Source organism: Streptomyces hirsutus, assembly GCF_001418415.1.
Taxonomy (GTDB): domain Bacteria; phylum Actinomycetota; class Actinomycetes; order Streptomycetales; family Streptomycetaceae; genus Streptomyces; species Streptomyces hirsutus.
In genome coordinates, this window is the sequence record NZ_LIQT01000443.1 from 14,033 (window position 1) to 29,907 (window position 15,875).

At 70.9% G+C, this 15,875-nt stretch carries 13 protein-coding genes and 2 pseudogenes; 9 read left to right on the plus strand and 6 right to left on the minus strand.

Going from position 1 to position 15,875, the window contains the following annotated elements; all coding sequences use genetic code 11:
• The first annotated feature begins 255 nt into the window (after nucleotides 1-255).
• Entirely contained in the window at nucleotides 256-3,027 is a 2,772-nt protein-coding gene (locus AOK11_RS29845; protein ID WP_055596824.1) for a cation-translocating P-type ATPase, read from the plus strand.
• 114 nt (nucleotides 3,028-3,141) lie between these two features.
• Here the strand turns inward: AOK11_RS29845 and AOK11_RS29850 are convergent, their stop codons facing one another.
• Nucleotides 3,142-3,564 (minus strand): hypothetical protein, encoded by a 423-nt coding sequence (locus tag AOK11_RS29850; protein ID WP_206188954.1) that lies wholly within the window; start codon nucleotides 3,562-3,564, stop codon nucleotides 3,142-3,144.
• 415 nt (nucleotides 3,565-3,979) lie between these two features.
• Here AOK11_RS29850 and AOK11_RS29855 point away from each other — a divergent pair, with 415 nt between their 5' ends.
• Complete coding sequence (locus AOK11_RS29855; protein ID WP_055596825.1) at nucleotides 3,980-5,080, plus strand: NAD(P)-dependent alcohol dehydrogenase; 1,101 nt, start codon at nucleotides 3,980-3,982, stop codon at nucleotides 5,078-5,080.
• 88 nt (nucleotides 5,081-5,168) lie between these two features.
• Here the strand turns inward: AOK11_RS29855 and AOK11_RS29860 are convergent, their stop codons facing one another.
• Nucleotides 5,169-6,365, minus strand: coding sequence for an acyltransferase family protein (locus AOK11_RS29860; RefSeq protein ID WP_240497542.1), 1,197 nt, complete (start codon nucleotides 6,363-6,365; stop codon nucleotides 5,169-5,171).
• 356 nt (nucleotides 6,366-6,721) lie between these two features.
• On the opposite strand from AOK11_RS29860, the gene AOK11_RS29865 reads away from it, so the two are divergent.
• From AOK11_RS29865 to AOK11_RS29875, 3 genes are all read left to right on the plus strand, one after another.
• A complete protein-coding gene (locus AOK11_RS29865; protein ID WP_055596826.1) occupies nucleotides 6,722-7,702 on the plus strand; it encodes a sporulation protein in 981 nt (326 codons plus the stop codon).
• 217 nt (nucleotides 7,703-7,919) lie between these two features.
• Nucleotides 7,920-8,186, plus strand: a complete 267-nt coding sequence (locus AOK11_RS29870) for a GlsB/YeaQ/YmgE family stress response membrane protein (protein WP_055596827.1) — start codon at nucleotides 7,920-7,922, stop codon at nucleotides 8,184-8,186.
• 74 nt (nucleotides 8,187-8,260) lie between these two features.
• Nucleotides 8,261-8,836: a TerD family protein gene (locus AOK11_RS29875; protein ID WP_055596828.1), complete on the plus strand. Its 576-nt coding sequence runs from the start codon at nucleotides 8,261-8,263 to the stop codon at nucleotides 8,834-8,836.
• A 68-nt stretch (nucleotides 8,837-8,904) separates the two neighbouring features.
• On the opposite strand, the gene AOK11_RS29880 is transcribed toward AOK11_RS29875, so the two are convergent.
• Nucleotides 8,905-10,071: an acyl-CoA dehydrogenase family protein gene (locus AOK11_RS29880; RefSeq protein WP_055596829.1), complete on the minus strand. Its 1,167-nt coding sequence runs from the start codon at nucleotides 10,069-10,071 to the stop codon at nucleotides 8,905-8,907.
• A 65-nt stretch (nucleotides 10,072-10,136) separates the two neighbouring features.
• Here AOK11_RS29880 and AOK11_RS29885 point away from each other — a divergent pair, with 65 nt between their 5' ends.
• On the plus strand, nucleotides 10,137-10,613 hold the full coding sequence (locus tag AOK11_RS29885) for a TetR-type transcription factor C-terminal domain-containing protein (RefSeq protein ID WP_240497543.1): 477 nt from the start codon (nucleotides 10,137-10,139) through the stop codon (nucleotides 10,611-10,613).
• A gap of 50 nt (nucleotides 10,614-10,663) precedes the next feature.
• Here AOK11_RS29885 and AOK11_RS29890 read toward each other — a convergent pair.
• The 3 genes and pseudogenes from AOK11_RS29890 to AOK11_RS29900 form a co-directional block, all read right to left on the minus strand.
• Nucleotides 10,664-11,234, minus strand: a pseudogene (locus tag AOK11_RS29890) (GNAT family N-acetyltransferase); the annotation flags it as partial.
• Nucleotides 11,235-11,246: 12 nt separating this feature from the next.
• Entirely contained in the window at nucleotides 11,247-12,065 is an 819-nt protein-coding gene (locus tag AOK11_RS29895; protein ID WP_079035170.1) for a class I SAM-dependent DNA methyltransferase, read from the minus strand.
• A gap of 4 nt (nucleotides 12,066-12,069) precedes the next feature.
• Nucleotides 12,070-13,152 carry a helix-turn-helix transcriptional regulator gene (locus AOK11_RS29900; protein ID WP_079035173.1) on the minus strand — a complete coding sequence of 361 codons (1,083 nt, stop codon included), beginning with the start codon at nucleotides 13,150-13,152 and terminating at the stop codon, nucleotides 12,070-12,072.
• 104 nt (nucleotides 13,153-13,256) lie between these two features.
• Between AOK11_RS29900 and AOK11_RS29905 the strand changes: the two genes are divergently transcribed.
• The 3 genes and pseudogenes from AOK11_RS29905 to AOK11_RS29915 form a co-directional block, all read left to right on the plus strand.
• Complete coding sequence (locus AOK11_RS29905) at nucleotides 13,257-13,880, plus strand: DinB family protein (RefSeq protein ID WP_079035171.1); 624 nt, start codon at nucleotides 13,257-13,259, stop codon at nucleotides 13,878-13,880.
• Between the two features lie 153 nt (nucleotides 13,881-14,033).
• Nucleotides 14,034-15,128 carry a winged helix DNA-binding domain-containing protein gene (locus AOK11_RS29910; RefSeq protein WP_055596830.1) on the plus strand — a complete coding sequence of 365 codons (1,095 nt, stop codon included), beginning with the start codon at nucleotides 14,034-14,036 and terminating at the stop codon, nucleotides 15,126-15,128.
• Nucleotides 15,129-15,563: 435 nt separating this feature from the next.
• Nucleotides 15,564-15,875: pseudogene (locus AOK11_RS29915) on the plus strand (ATP-binding protein); the annotation flags it as partial.

Consider the following 15,875-nt stretch of genomic DNA (forward strand, 5'->3'; position numbering starts at 1 on the left):
CGATCAGCCGCTGGGACCGAACCGGCAGGGAGCCGTCAAGAGCCTTCCCTGCCGCACACCGGCGGGGAAGGCGGCAGGTCGGTGCCAAGCCGAACAGGTGGTGCCCGGCTCCGCTTCGTCGTCCGGTACGAGAAACAAACGCACCGGACGGGCCGGTCGAGGGCGGGTCCGGGCGCCTCTCCCGTCCCCGGGGCGGCCTCCGGATTCCTCCTGTACACGCATGCCCGGTCACGTCACCGCATGCAGAATGGAGCAATGTTGCCTTCCGACGCTTCCGCCCCACCCCTGCCCTGGCATGCTTTGCCCCCGACCGACGCAACGGCCCGGCTCGAGGTCGACCCCGGTGTGGGACTTTCGTCGGACGAAGCCGCCCGGCGGCTGGCGGAGCACGGGCCGAACCAGTTGGACGAGGCTCCGCGTGAGCCCCGGTGGCGGGCCTTTCTCCGGCAGTTCCAGGATCTGCTGATCATCATTCTGCTGGTGGCCGCCGTGGTCAGCCTGGTGGTCTCCCAGGAGTGGGAGACCCCGATCGCGATCGCGGTGGTGGTGCTGCTCAACGCGACGATCGGGTTCGTGCAGGAGTCCCGCGCCGAGGCGGCGCTTGACGCCCTGCGGGAGATGACGGTCACTCACGCCACGGTCCGCCGTGACGGCCGTCTGATGCAGCTGGCCGCCGGCGAACTGGTCCCCGGGGACGTGGTCACCCTGGCGCCCGGCGACCGGGTGCCCGCGGACGGACGGCTGCTGACGTCGGCTTCCCTGGAGGTGCAGGAGTCCGTCCTGACGGGCGAGGCACAGGCCGTGGCCAAGGACGCGGGTGCCGAGGTCGCGGAGGACGCCCCGCTGGCCGACCGGGTGACGGCGGTGTTCATGAACACCGCCGTCACCCGCGGCCGCGGCGAGGTCACGGTCACCGCCACCGGCATGAGCACCGAGACCGGCCGCATCGCCGACATGCTGCACTCGGCCAAGCCCGGCCCGACGCCGCTGCAGCGTCAGATCGACACGCTCAGCCGTACCCTCGCCCTGATCGCCGGGCTGGTCATCGCCCTGGTGTTCGTCCTGGGCCTGGTGCGCGGGCAGGACTTCGGCGACCTGTTCATCAGCGCCGTGTCGCTGGCGGTGGCGGCCATCCCCGAGGGCCTGCCCGCGGTGGTCGCGTTCACCCTCGCGATGGGCACGGGCCGGATGGCCAAGAAGGGGGCGATCGTCAAGAAGCTGGCGTCGGTCGAGACTCTCGGCAGCACCACCCAGATCTGCACGGACAAGACCGGCACGCTGACGCTGAACCAGATGACGGCGCGGGAGATGCTGCTGGCCGGCCGCCGGCTCACCCTCTCCGGCGAGGGTTACTCCTCCGAGGGGCGGATCCGCACCACCGACGGACAGCCTCTGCCGCAGACCCTGGACCACGCACTGACCGCGATGGGTCTGTGCACCGACGCCGTGATCCGCGACGGTGAGGTCGTGGGCGACCCGACGGAGGGCGCCCTGGTGGTCCTGGCCGAGAAGGGCGGCATCGACGTGACCGGGCTGCGGCAGGAGCGGCCGCGGCGGCTGGAGGTCCCCTTCGACTCCGACTACAAGTTCATGGCGACCTTCCACGACTGGACGGACGACTCCGGGCGTGCGGTGGTCCGGTGCTTCGTCAAGGGTGCTCCCGACGTCCTCGCGGGCCGTGCGGACCGCCTCGTGGGCGAGGAGGGGATCCTGCCGTTCGACGACGCGGCCCGCCGTCGGTTCGACGAGGGCAACGCCTCGCTGGCCGAGCAGGGCATGCGGGTGATGGCGCTGGGCATGGAGGATTTCCCCGCCGACGGCTTCCGAGCCCCCCAGGATCCCAAGGATCTCCTCGACCGGATCGTGCTGACGGCCATGGTGGGCATCGTCGACCCGCCCCGCCCGGAGGCGCGCACGGCGATCGCCGAGTGCATCGACGCCGGAATCCGGGTCCGCATGATCACCGGTGACCACGCGGTGACCGCCGGCGCCATCGCCCGCGAGCTCGGTATCCCCGGAGCCGCCGTGACGGGCGCCGAGCTGGACCGTATCGACGACGAAACCGCCCTGGCCGAGCGGCTGGACGAGGTGGGCGTGGTCGCCCGGGTGTCCCCCGAGCACAAGATCCGTATCGTCCGGGCGCTGCAGGACCGCGGTGACGTGGTCGCGATGACAGGTGACGGTGTCAACGACGCGCCCGCGCTGCGCAAGGCCGACATCGGGGTGGCGATGGGTGTCACCGGGACGGAGGTGACCAAGGAGGCCGGCACGATGGTGCTGACCGACGACAACTTCGCCACCATCGTGTCCGCGGTCCGCGAGGGCCGCGGCATCTACGACAACATCGTGAAGTTCACCCGGTTCCAGGTCTCCACCGCCCTGGGTTTCGTGGCCACCTTCCTGATCGCCTCACTGACCGGGCTGTCCGGCGGGGCACCGTTCACCGCCCTGCAGATCCTGTTCGTCAACCTGGTCATGGACGGCCCACCCGCCATGTCCCTGGGCGTCGACCCGGTCAGCCCGGACGCGATGAAGCGCAAGCCCCGCCCGGCCGACGAACGGATCCTCAGCAGGCAGCGCCTCACCCGCATCCTGCTGGCGAGCACGGTGATGGCGGCCGGCACGCTGGCGGTGCTGATCTGGGCCCCCGGCCCCGAGCCGAAACTGGGAGAGGCGACCGTCGCGGGCACGATGGCCTTCGTGACCTTCGTGTTCTTCCAGGTCTTCAACCTGCTCAACGTGCGGCACGACACCCGCAGCGTGTTCAGCCGGGAAACACTGCAGAACACTTCCGCGTTCGTCGCCACGGGCGCCGTGATCGCCCTGCTCATCGTCATCGTCGAGACCGACGCGCTGCACGGCTTCTTCACCACCATCGATCTCACTCCCGGTCAGTGGCTGGCGTGCGCTGCCGTCGGCTCGGCGATCCTGTGGACCGGCGAGGTGCTCAAGACCGTGCTGCGTGCCCGTGCGCGCCGCACGCGCGGCACCGGCTCGCAGCAGCAGGCGTCCCGGCAGACGACGTGACGACGTGACGACGACGCGAAGGACGGACCGACCCGTGGGGAGGAGCGGACAGGCAGGCCCGGCGGGGAGGCGGGGCGAACGGGCGGACCGGGCGTTCCCGCACCCGGGCCGCGTTCACGGCCGCCCGGCGTGCGCGCGGGCCACGGGTGTCCGGCAGCCGACGATCGCCGGGGCCTCGTGGACCGGTTCGTCGTCGGTGATCGCCTCCGCCCTGAACAGCGCGAAGTCGACCCGGCGGGTGATGTCGTCGGCGAGGACCGGGTCACCGACGTGCCGGCTCCACGCCGGTGGCCCTCGGCTCTCGCCCTCCTCCGGGCCGCTCCCGCGTACCACGGTCCAGCAGGTGTAGCCGACGAAGACGCGGCAGCACGCCTCCGCCCGGTCACGCGGGTCGGCGAAACGCGCCGGCCCCGCCAGGACGCCGAAGACCGCGACGAACGCACGCAGTTCCAACGCATACACGTCCTTGCCGTCGCGTGTGATGTGCCGGTCGCAGGAGAACACCAGCCGTGCTCCCGCGGGTGCCAGGTCGAGCACCGCCTGGGCCGTCTTGCTCGCGCAGCCCAGGACCCCCAGGGCACCAGGACCGTCAGCACCGCATCGCAGCCGGCGACCGCGCGGTCGTCCGTCGGCACCGCGACGACGGTGTTCCGCCCGGCGGACTCGTCCAGCTTCGGCATGCTCTTCTCGCGGCAGACACGCACGACCGGCAGACACCCACGACCTCGTAGCCCCGCTCCAGCGCGTGCCTGCGCCGACGAGTTCGCCCCCCGGTCTCGAGCTCATCATCGACGGTCTCGAAGGCCTGTTCGCGGCCGTGGCAGGCCGGAGCACCCGTGACCCGCTTCGCCCTCGCGGGTTCGGATCCTCGGGTCCCGGTTCGCATTCACCCTCAGATTAGTTTACGGTTCAACTATCTGTTGGATCTGCACAGAGAGGGATGGTTTGCACCATGAACGTCACCGCCGCCGTAGTCCGGGGCAAGTCGATGCCGTTTGCTGTCGAGGAGCTCGAACTGGATGATCTCCGTCCGGGCGAGGTCCGGGTCCGGATGGTCGCCACCGGCGTCTGCCACACGGACGCGATCGTGAGGGACCAGGTGTATCCGACGCCGCTGCCCGCGGTCCTCGGCCATGAGGGAGCCGGGGTCGTGGAGGCGGTCGGCAGTGCGGTCACCAGCGTGGCGCCCGGGGACCACGTGGTCCTGTCGGCCGCGTCCTGCGGCGTCTGCGCACAGTGCCTGAGCGGCAAGCCGATGTACTGCGAGAACGCCTACGACCAGTGCTTCGGCGGCCGGCGCCCGGACGGCACCACTGCCCTCTCCTCGAACGGGGAGGCCGTGTCCTCCCACTTCTTCGGACAGTCCTCCTTCGCCACTTACGCCAATGTCGTGGAACGAAGCGTGGTGAAGGTTCCCCGGGACGCGCCCCTGGAGAAGCTCGGCCCGCTGGGTTGCGGCCTGCAGACCGGCGCCGGAGCGGTGCTCAACGAGCTGCGGCCCGAGGCGGGCACGTCCCTGGTGGTCTTCGGGGCCGGGGCGGTGGGTTCGGCGGCCGTCATGGCGGCCAAGGTCGCCGGCTGCACCACGGTCGTAGCGGTGGACCTGCACGACTCCCGGCTGGAGCTGGCCCGGCGGATCGGCGCCACCCACACGATCAACTCCGGCAGCACCGACGTCGTGTCCGAGTTGAAGAAGATCACCGGCGGCAAGGGGGTGGACTTCGTCGTGGACACCACCGCCGTACCGGGGCTGCTGACGCAGGCGCTGGACGCCCTCGCCATCCGCGGGACCATCGTCCTGGTCGGCGCCGCCGCGGCGGGCACGACGGTTCCCTTCGAGATAGGCGAGTCCCTGCTGAAGGGCTGGACCTTCAAGACCGTCATCGAGGGCAGCTCGGTCCCGCAGGTCTTCATCCCGCACCTCGTCGAACTGTGGCAGCAGGGCCGCTTCCCCTTCGACGAGCTCGTGAGGACCTACGAGTTCGAAGCCATCAACGAGGCCTTCACCGACTCGGCCGACGGGACGACGATCAAGCCGGTCGTCGTCTTCTGACGGCCCTGTTCGGCCCCGCGGTCACCGGCGGAGTACACAGGAGGGGCGTACGAGCCCGCGAAAGCAGGATGCGTACGCCCCTCGGGCGTCAGCGGGACTGATGCGGCGCCGGTGTCGGTACCGGCGTCTCCTTCGGCACCTGCGCCTGTTCCTGCGCCGGGGGCTGCCGCCGGAAGGCCCAGTCCATCTCCGGCTCGAACGCGGCGCGGAAGATCCGCCGCACCGGTGCGGTGCACAGGGCGGTCACGACCACCGCAGCGATCGCGGTGACGGTGATCGTGCCGAGCGGGGTGTGGAACCAGTCGTTGTGGGACCAGTGCCAGTGGTTGGCGGCCTGGATGAAGAAGCCGTGCAGCAGGTACCCGTACAGCGTGCCGGCGCCCAGCGCGGTGAACCATGTCCGGCGCCGCGGGACGAGGGCCACGAAGGCGGCGACGAGGACCGTCGAGCAGCCGAACACCGCCAGTGTCATGACCGGCCCGTACCAGGCGGGCGCCGCGAGATCCTCGGCACTGGAGTTGTGGAAGAACCAGGCGTAGTTCATCCGCGTCACGGCCCAGTAGGCCACGATCAGCGCGCCCGCGAACACCGGCACGGCCAGGATGCGCACCTCCCGACGGCGCACCATCTCGAAGTGTTTCTTCTTCAGTGAGAGGCCGAGCACGAAGTACGGCAGGAACTGCAGGGTGCGGTGAAGGTCGAGGTCCTTGCCGATGGACGGGGCGAGGGTGGCCAGGGCCGCGATGGCGAGGGCGATGGGCAGCGGCCATCGCAGGGCCCGCCAGATCGGGGTGGTCAGCCGCCAGATGAACAGAGCGGCCAGGAACCACGTCAGATACAGGGGGTCCAGCAGGCTGATCGAGCGGTCCGGTTCGTTGTCGCTCCACCGGGTGAAGAAGGTGTACGCCACCTCGAAGACGATGTACGGCACGGCGACGCCGGTGATCAGACGTTTGATCTTCCCCGGGCTCCAGTCGAAGCTGCGCGAGAAGTAGCCGGAGATGATGATGAACGCCGGCATGTGGAAGGCGTAGACCAGCGTGTAGAGGGCCGTGACGGTGCGGCTCTCGCTGCGCAGTGGTTCCCACGCGTGACCGACCGCCACCAGCACGATGGCCAGGTATTTGGCGTTGTCGAAGAGCGCGTCCCGCGGCTTCGCCGACCGGGTCTCCCCGCCGGCCCTGCCGCCGGCCGGTGCGGTGCCGGTGCGGTTCTTCTCTCTGTTCGGTCTCGTCGGCGGCCCGTCCGTCTCCCCGGGGCTGCGCGAGGGCAGCGTTTCGTTCACGATTCCTTCCTTCGGGAACCCAGACAGAGCAGAACACCTCTTACAGGAGTTGCGGAAGTGACACGAGAGTAATGTCCCGTGAAACCGTAACCGCGGCCGACGTCCGGGTAAACCCGAACCCGTGGACAGGTGACCCTCGCGATCGCGTGCGGCGGCAATGAGGGAGGCCCCGTTTCCACCGGCGTCGCGGGTGCCCACTTTCGGCCATTCCCGCCGTGTCGGCACCGAGTACGCGTCTGCCCGGACATCGCCGCCCTATGCTTCTACATGCCTGTAGAAGGCCTGTGCCGTGCGTCCGCGGAGGTGTGCGGCACTGCTCTTACGGAACACTCGCACGTGAAGGAGTGGACGCCGCGATGGTGTTCAAACGACTGCTCGGCTCGCTCGGCGTGGGCGGCCCCACGGTCGACACGGTCCTCGACCCCGGTGCGCCCCGGCCCGGAGCCGCACTGACCGGGCAGGTCCATCTCAAGGGCGGTGACGCCGACTTCGACATCGAGCACATCACGCTGGAGCTGGTGGCCCGGGTCGAGGCCGAGCACGAGGAGGGGGAGAGCGAGGGCGTCGTCGCCTTCGAACGGTTCACCGTGGGCGGCGGCTTCCGGCTCGGCGCCGGCGAACCGCGGAGCGTCCCGTTCACCGTGGCGCTGCCCTGGGAGACCCCCGTCACCGAGCTCCACGGCCAGGACCTGGGCATCGTCCTGGGCGTGCGGACCGAGCTCGCCGTGGCCGGCGCCAGGGACAAGGGCGACCTGGACCGGCTGAGTGTCGGGCCGCTGCCCGTGCAGGAAGCGATCCTCGAGGCGTTCGGCGCGCTCGGGTTCGGCTTCCGGTCCGCCGATCTCGAGTACGGCCGTATCGGCGGCACCGGCCAGCAGCTGCCCTTCTACCAGGAGATCGAGCTGACCCCGGGGGCACAGTACGCCCACCGGATCACCGAGATCGAGGTGACGTTCCTCGCCGGTCCCGGCGGCATGGAGGTCGTACTGGAGGCGGACAAGCGCGGCGGGCTCCTCTCCTCCGGCCACGACGCGGTGAACCGGTTCACGGTCTCCCACAACGGTGTCGAGCACCAGGACTGGAACGCGATCGTCGACGAGTGGCTGCGCCGGCTCGTGGAGCACCGGGCTGCGTACGGCTCGCACGGCGATCACGGGTACGCCGGGCACCACGGGCACCACCACGACGGGCAGCGCTCCGGCCCCGGCATGGGGACGGTCGTCGCGGCGGGTGCGGCCGGACTGGCCGTGGGGGTCGTCGGCGGCATGGTCGCGGCCGAAGTCGTCGACGAGGTCGGGGACTTCTTCGAGGAGGAAGAGGCGGAGGACGAGGGCTGACCGCACGGGGCGGGCCGGGCACGTCATGCGCTCGGCCCACCCCCCGTTCGTCCCGCCGGTGGCCATGGGCGCCGGCCGGGACCTCTCGCCGTACGACAACCCCACCCCACATCTTCTACAGAATTGTAGAGGTTAGGCTTGCCCCGCACGGACGCCCGCCGTGCCGCACCGTCGGCACCGGCAGGCGCGGCACGGCGACACGACTAGGAGGGGCGTCATGGGCGTCATCGCATGGCTGGTGCTGGGACTGCTCGCAGGGGCGGTGGCCAAGGCCATCCTGCCCGGGCGCGATCCGGGCGGGCTCATCGGCACGACGGTCATCGGCGTCGCGGGGGCCTTCCTGGGCGGCTGGCTGTCGTCGCAGTTCCTGGACCGGCCGGTGCAACGGGAGTTCTTCGACGCCGCCACCTGGGGCTCGGCGATCGCGGGCGCGCTCGTCCTGCTGATCGCCTACCGCATCCTCTTCGGCAACTCGCGCAACTGAGCACCCGGCCCGGAACGTCCTGAGCGTCGCAAACGTTCAACAACCACCGAGAACGACCGAAGAAGGAGTACGAAGTGGGAGTTTCCCTTTCCAAGGGCGGCAATGTCTCTCTCAGCAAGGAGGCCCCGGGCCTGACCGCGGTCGTGATCGGCCTCGGCTGGGACGTACGCACCACCACCGGCACCGACTACGACCTCGACGCCTCCGCGCTGCTGCTCAACACCTCCGGCAGGGTGCCGTCCGACCAGCACTTCGTCTTCTACAACAACCTGAAGAGCCCGGACGGTTCGGTGGAGCACACCGGGGACAACCTCACCGGTGAGGGCGAGGGCGACGACGAGTCCGTCAAGGTGAACCTCGCCGGTGTGCCCGCCGACGTCGACAAGATCGTCTTCCCGGTCTCGATCCATGACGCGGAGAACCGCGGCCAGAGCTTCGGCCAGGTCCGCAACGCCTTCATCCGGGTGGTCAACCAGGCGAACAACCAGGAGATCGCCCGCTACGACCTCTCCGAGGACGCCTCCACCGAGACGGCGATGGTCTTCGGCGAGCTCTACCGCAACGGCGCCGAGTGGAAGTTCCGTGCCGTCGGCCAGGGGTACGCCTCCGGGCTCGCCGGAATCGCCGCCGACTTCGGCGTCGGGGTCTGACACCGGCCGGCCCGGTGCCGGGCCGGCCCTCCGTGGCCGGACCGGCGCCGGTCCGCCCGCTCGCGCTCTCAGGCGTCGAGACCGCCGCGCTTGACGAGCTGGCCCGCGATCACGTTGCGCTGGATCTCGTTGGTGCCCTCCCCCACGATCATCAGAGGCGCGTCTCGGAAGTAGCGTTCGACGTCGAACTCGGTCGAGTAACCGTAACCCCCGTGGATGCGCACGGCGTTGAGGGCGATCTCCATGGCGGTCTCGGAGGCGAACAGCTTGGCCATGCCGGCCTCCATGTCCACCCGGCGCCCGGCCTCGGCCTCCCTGGCCGCGTACAGGGTGAGCTGGCGGGCCGCCGTCAGCGAGGTGGCCATGTCGGCGAGGTAGCCGCCGATGGCCTGGTGCTTCCAGATCGGCTTGCCGAAGGACTCGCGTTCCTGGGCGTAGGCGAGCGAGTCCTCCAGGGCCGCCCTGCCCACGCCGAGGGCCCGCGCGGCGACCTGGATGCGGCCGGTCTCCAGACCCTTCATCATCTGGGCGAAGCCCTGGCCCTCGACGCCGCCCAGTACGGAGTCGGCCGGTGTCCGGTAGTCGTCGAAGGCGAGTTCGCAGCTCTCGACGCCCTTGTAGCCGAGCTTCGGCAGGTCGCGGGAGACGGTGAGGCCGGGACCGTGCTCGACCAGGAGGATCGAGATGCCCTGGTGCGCGGGGTCGGCCTCCGGGTCCGTCTTGCACAGCAGGGCGATCAGCCGGGAGCGCCGGGAGTTGGTGATCCAGGTCTTGGCGCCGTTGACGACATACCCCTCGGCGTCCTTGCGGGCGACGGTGCGCATGGCCTGGAGGTCGGAACCGCCGCCGGGTTCGGTCAGGGCCATGGTGGCCCGGATCTCGCCCGTGGCCATGCGCGGGAGGTAGCGGCGCTTCTGCTCCTCGGTGCCGAAGCGGAGCAGCAGCTTGGAGACCACGGTGTGTCCGCCCATGGCTCCGGCCAGACTCATCCAGCCGCGCGCGAGTTCCTCGGTGACCAGGACGTAGCAGGGCATGGACACGGGCGTGCCGCCGTACTCCTCGGGGATGGCCAGACCGAAGATGCCGAGCCGCTTCATCTGCTCGATCAGGGCCTCGGGGTAGGTGTTGGTGTGATCGAGCTCCTGGACGACGGGCTTCACCTCCTTGGTGACGAAGTCGCGCACGGTCTCGACGACGAACCTCTCGTCGGCGGAGAGGATGTCCAGGGTGCTCACAGGGGTTTCTCCTTGGTCGGTGGTGTGTCGCGCCGCCGGGTCGCGCCGTGCGGTGCCGTGCGCGGGTGCGGCAGTGCGCCCGTCAGGCCGCCGCGCCGGCCCGGGTGGCGGTCCAGCGTCTGCACCAGCATGTCGCCGAGGTCCTCGACGCGCTGCCGGCCGGGACGCCGCCGATGGACCGGTTCGGCGCCGCGGTCGAGGCGCACCTGCATGTCGCCCTCCAGCTCTCGGACTTCGCCACCGCCGTCATCCGCAACTCCGGCCAGATCCCGGAGGAGATCCGCACGCGCCACAGTGCCGAGGAGGCCAAGTACGGAACGCTGTGGCGAGGGCTCATCCAGGACGCGGACGCCGACGGCGAGATCAGGTCGGACCTCGATCTCCGCACCGCGCAGCGGCTGGTCATGGGAGCGCTCAACTGGACGGCGGAGTGGTGGAATCCCGAACGTGACTCGTTCGACACCACGGTGCGCACCGCCCGGTCGATGGTCCTGCACGGACTGAGCAGCAGATCCCACGTCACGGACCCGCGGACGGACTGACCGGGCACCCTGCGATGCTGTCGGACCGCCGTCGCTCCGGGGCCGTCCGGGCGCAGGTCGAGACGCATCAGGATCCGGGGATGTCCGGCCAGTACCGAGGTGGTGTCGGCGGCCTGGACGAACCCGGCGCGCTCGAAGTTCTTCCGGACGCCGGCATGGGCCATCGTCAGGTCGACCCCGGCGCCACCGTTGTCGAGGAGGTACGCCTCGATCGCGGGTGCCCCCTGGGCGCGGGCGAACTCGACCGCGCCGGCGATGAGGGCGTGCGAGATGCCCTGCTCGCGGTGACCGGGGCGGACCCGGATGCACCACAGCGACCACACCGGCAGGTCGTCGACGTGCGGGATCCTGCGGTTGCGGGCGAAGGAAGTGGCCGAGCGCGGCGCCACCGCGGCCCAGCCGACCGGTACGTCGTCGGCGTGGGCGAGCACTCCGGGCGGGGGCGAAGTACGGCACGGTTCGGCGACGCTACTCCCCGCGGGCCGGCCCGCGGATCTCCTGGTCGAGCTTGGACGGGACGCGGTAGATCAGGCACCAACAGACGTTGGCCGTCGGAGACTTGGGACCAAGCACGGCGCGGACGCCGTCGAAGTCCGAGGCCGGGCGCACATCGATGCTCATGGCACCACGATGTCACGGGGCGGATGTCACGGACCGTCCGGAATCCTCCGCGCGGGGCTGTCTCCCGGGCTCGTTCGAGGGCTCGGCCGGGTGCGCGGGCGGCAAGCGGTAGACGGAGACGTGGGAGCGCGACTCGGCGGTGAAGGGGGCGCCGGTCCAGTCCGCGTGCCTGCTCTCCAGGCCGAAGCCGGCCAGCTGAGCCATGAGGTCGAGTTCGGCCGGCCAGATGTAGCGGTGCGGGGTGCGGTCCAGCCGCGCCGTCCGGGTCCCGTCGAACCGGAAGTGGTGCGACACCACCCGCTGGTGTGGCACGTCGTACGTGTCCAGGAGGATGTAGCCGGATTCGGACCGCATGACCGTGGCCGCCTGGCCCGGTGGGAGCCTGCGCAGCTCCGGCACCCAGAGTTCGATCACGAACCGGCCGCCGGGAACGAGGTGGCGGGCCGCGTTGCGGAAGCACTCGACCTGCTCGGCCTGGGTGAGCAGGTTGGAGATCGTGTTGTAGACGAGGTAGACGAGGCGGTACTCCCCCGGCGCGACGGTGGTCGCCATGTCACCGATGACCACCGGGACCGTCACCTCGTCCGCCTTGGTGCGCAGTTGCTCCACCATCGGGCGCGACAGGTCGATGCCGGTGACGGGAACACCTCGCTCGGCGAGGGGAACCGCCACCCTGCCGGTCCCGACGGCGAACTCGAGCGCCGCTCCGCCCTCGGCGAGCCGGGCGAGCCGGTCCACGGTCGGCCCCAGGTTCTCGGGCGCGAACATGCCGGTCCCTGGTGTGTCGTAGCGCTGTGCGGCGTCGGCGTCCCAGATGTCCTGCTGCTGCATGCCCTCAACGCTCGTCCGCTGCCGGTGGGTTGTCCAACGAATTTCGGGGCGCGGCGGGCCCGCCGTACAGTGCGGGGGCGGCAGCCGCGGTGGGCGGGGCAGCCGCGGCGGCGGTGTACCGGCGGCCCAGGAGGGCGAAGGCGGCCTTGAGTTCGGGCGGGCCGACGACCTCGATGTCGGCGTCGAACAGGCCGACGGTAGCGGCGAGGCCTGCCCATGACCACGCGCCCAGGGTGAGCCGGCAACGGTCGGGGCCGAGTTCCTCGACGACTCCGTCGCGGGCGTAACGGGACACCTCGGCGGCGGGCAGACCGAGGATCACCTGGCCGCGGCAGGGCCACTCCCCCGACCCGTCGGAGCCCCGGAACCTGGCGGCGACGAAACGGGACACCTCGCCTCCGGGCAGTTCCCGCGGGGTGAAGCGGGGGCCCGTGGGGGTCCGTGGGGTGATCCGGTCCGCCCGGAAGGTGCGCCAGTCCTCGCGGTCCAGGTCCCAGGCGACGAGGTACCAGCGCCCGCCCCGGGTGACGAGGTGGTGCGGTTCCACCCGGCGGGGCGGAGGTCCCGCAGGGTCCTGTGCGACGGCGTGGGGCGGGAAGGCGGGGGTGTAGTCGAAGCGCAGGACCTCACGGGCGTGGACCGCGTCGCTGAGCGTCATGAGCACACCGCTGTCGACCTGGGGGTCCGGGCGGGCTCCCGGCCGTTCGACGGCGGTCACCTGGAGGGTGTCGACGCGGTGGCGCAGCCGGGCCGGCATCACCTGGCGGACGGTGTTCAGCGCGCGTACCGCGGCCTCCTCGATGCCGACGCCGGTGGTGGTGGCGATCCGGAGCGCGACCGCGAGGGCGACGGCCTGCTCGTCGTCGAACAGCAGCGGCGGGAGGTCCGTGCCGGCGCCGAGCCGGTAGCCGCCGTCGGGGCCCTTGACGGCCACGATGGGGTAGCCGAGTTCGCGCAGCCGGTCGACGTCGCGGCGCACGGTGCGGGGGCTGACGTTCAGCCGCTCGGCCAGCAGCGCCCCCGGCCAGTCCCGGCGCGCCTGGAGCAGGGAGAGCAGTGCCAGCAGTCGCGCTGATGTCTTCGGCATGGCGTCCATGGTGCCTCGGGTAGAGGACACATCCTGACCTCTACGGCTGTCACGGTGGTCGCGTACCGCAGGACGACGAGCACACCCCGGAAGGCTTCTTCACCATGACCACCACCACGACGGACAGCACCACCACGACCGGCACCGGCACCGCAGCCGCGAGCGCTTCCCGGTCCGCCGCCGACGAGGAGCGGGCCGACCTGCTCGCCTCGCTCGCGTCCGCCCGCTCCGCCCTGACCGCCACGACGCGAGGGCTGAGCGACGAGCAGGCGGGTGAGCGGCCCACGGCTAGCGCCCTGTGCCTGGGCGGGCTGGTCAAACACGTCGCGTCCATCGAGGAGGGGTGGATGCGTTTCGTTCTCGAGGGGCCCTCGGCGATGCGCCACGACCTGCCCGACGGTGTCACCTGGGCCGACCTCGCGGCCGGTACCGCACGTGAGATCCCGCAGTGGGCGATCGACCACCACAACGCCTTCCGGATGCTGCCCGGCGAGACCCTGGCCGGGATCCTCGCGCGCTACGAGCGGGTCGCCGCCCGGAGCGAGGAGGTCATCGCCTCCGTGCCCGACCTGTCGGCGGCGCACCCGCTTCCCGAGGCGCCGTGGAACGAGCCGGGAGCGGTGCGCAGCGTGCGCCGGGTGCTGACGCACCTCGTCGCGGAGACGTCCCAGCACGCCGGGCACGCGGACATCCTGCGCGAGACGCTGGACGGGCGGACGTCGAGCTGACGGGCGGGCGGGGTCGGCCTCTCCTCGGGTCCGGCCCCGCCCTTTGCGCGGCCTGCCTCTCATGCGGCCTGCCTCTTGTACGGAACCGAAGGAAGCCGAAAGGAGCGGTGTCATCGTGACGAATCAGGTGCCGGCGTGCTGCGGGGTCGTCCAGTGACCGTGCTGGACGTCCGGGCACTCAACCGTGCGACGCTCGCCCGGCAGTTGTTGCTCGACCGCGCCGACCTGCCGGCGCTCGACGCCGTGGCCCACCTCGGGGGTCTGCAGGCGCAGGAACCGCAGGAGCCGTTCGTCGGACTCTGGTCGCGGCTGCGGGGGTTCGAGGCGTCGGAGCTGTCGGGGCTGCTGACGGGACGGCGGGTGGTGCGGGCCCATCTGATGCGCCGGACGGTACATCTCGTCACGGCCGAGAACCTGCTGGCCTGGCGGGCCCGGCACGACGCCATGCTGCGCCAGCGGGTCCTCGGCGTCTACCGCCGCGAGCTGGCCGGAATCGATCTCGGTGAGCTCAAGGCGGCGGGTGAGGAGTTGATGTCCGACGGAGAGCCGCGTTCGATGGGCTCCCTGGCGCGGGAGCTCGCCGGGCGCTGGCCGGAGCCGGGGTCGCGCGCGCTGGGAGAGATACTGCTCGCCGCTCTGATCCCGGTGGTGCAGCTGCCGCCGCGCGGGGTGTGGCGGACGAAGGGCGGGGTGCGCAACGCCCTGGTCGCCTCGTGGCTGGGCCGTGACGTCGACCCGCTCCCCGCGGACGGCTCGGACCCGGTGGGCCGAGCACTGGTACGGCGCTATCTGACGGCGTACGGCCCCGCGGCCACGGCCGATCTGCGCGCATGGTCCGGTCTGGCCGGGCTGCCGGCCGCGGTCGCCGCGATGCGCGGGGAACTGGTGTCGTTCCGCGACGAGCGGGGCCGGGAACTGCTGGACCTGCCCGGCCTGCCGCGCCCCGACGCCGCGACACCGGCGCCGGTGCGGTTCCTGCCCGCGTTCGACAACGCGGTCCTCGGTTACCACGACCGCGGGCGCGTCGTCGACGACGCGCACCGCGGCCTGTCGGTCACCGGTGCCCGGGTGGTGCTGGTCGACGGACGGGCCGCCGCGACCTGGGAGTTCGAGGACGGTGCCGTGGCGGTCACCCCACTGCGCCGCTTCTCCCGGGCCGACCGGGCCGCCGTCGCCGAGGAGGGGAGCGCCCTTGCGTCGTTCCTCTCCGACCGGGAGAGTGACCGCGTACGGTTCGACGCGTTCTGATCGCCACCCCCTGACGACCCGTCGGCGGGGTGGAACCGCGGGCGGAACCGGGTTGACACCCTCCCGGTTCCGCCCGCGGTTCCACCCGGAGTTCCGCCAGGGTTCCCTGCTGGTTTCGGCCCGGTTTCCTCCGGATCCGGCAGCGCTCATTCCGTGCCGGTGACCTGCGGAAGGCACGCGTGTGAGGGTCTGGTGAGGGTCACTGGGTGATGCATGCCGCATACGTTTTGCACATATGTAGCTGATAAGATCATTGGACTTTCAGCAGACTGACGGCGCGTCATGAACGCGTACGGGGGACAGTCTCTAAGGCCCCATCGCCAAGGAGTGAGGTGTGGTCCACCCGTGGACCCGAGCCGTTCGACGGCCGGGTCGCCCCGTACGGATCGGTGGACCTTCCGCACTCCCGGCGCGATGCGACTTGAAGAGAGTCTCATGACGTCATTGATCCGGGATCCACTGTTGTGGATCTTGCTGGTAGTGCTCATCGCTGCGGTGTTCGCAGTGATGAGGGCGCGGAGAACCAATCTGGCTCTCCGCAGAACGAGGAAGGATCTGGAAGCAAGCCTGGGGCAGACCCAGGGACAGCTCGCCCAGCAGCAGGGGCAGATCGCCGCGCTCAACGCGCGGCACCAGGGCGACCTCGCCGACGTCCGCGCGGATGCCGAGTCGTCGACCAAGGCCGTACTGAAGTCGGCGATGGGAACGCTGCAGTCCCTCGCCGAGGAGCAGCAGCTGCTGCTCGAC

Coding starts and splice junctions, on each gene's coding strand:
- AOK11_RS29845 (WP_055596824.1), top strand. CDS start 256: ATGTTGCCTTCCGACGCTTCCGCCCCACCCCTGCCCTGGCATGCTTTG.
- AOK11_RS29855 (WP_055596825.1), top strand. CDS start 3,980: ATGAACGTCACCGCCGCCGTAGTCCGGGGCAAGTCGATGCCGTTTGCT.
- AOK11_RS29865 (WP_055596826.1), top strand. CDS start 6,722: ATGGTGTTCAAACGACTGCTCGGCTCGCTCGGCGTGGGCGGCCCCACG.
- AOK11_RS29870 (WP_055596827.1), top strand. CDS start 7,920: ATGGGCGTCATCGCATGGCTGGTGCTGGGACTGCTCGCAGGGGCGGTG.
- AOK11_RS29895 (WP_079035170.1), bottom strand. CDS start 12,065: ATGCAGCAGCAGGACATCTGGGACGCCGACGCCGCACAGCGCTACGAC.
- AOK11_RS29900 (WP_079035173.1), bottom strand. CDS start 13,152: ATGCCGAAGACATCAGCGCGACTGCTGGCACTGCTCTCCCTGCTCCAG.
- AOK11_RS29905 (WP_079035171.1), top strand. CDS start 13,257: ATGACCACCACCACGACGGACAGCACCACCACGACCGGCACCGGCACC.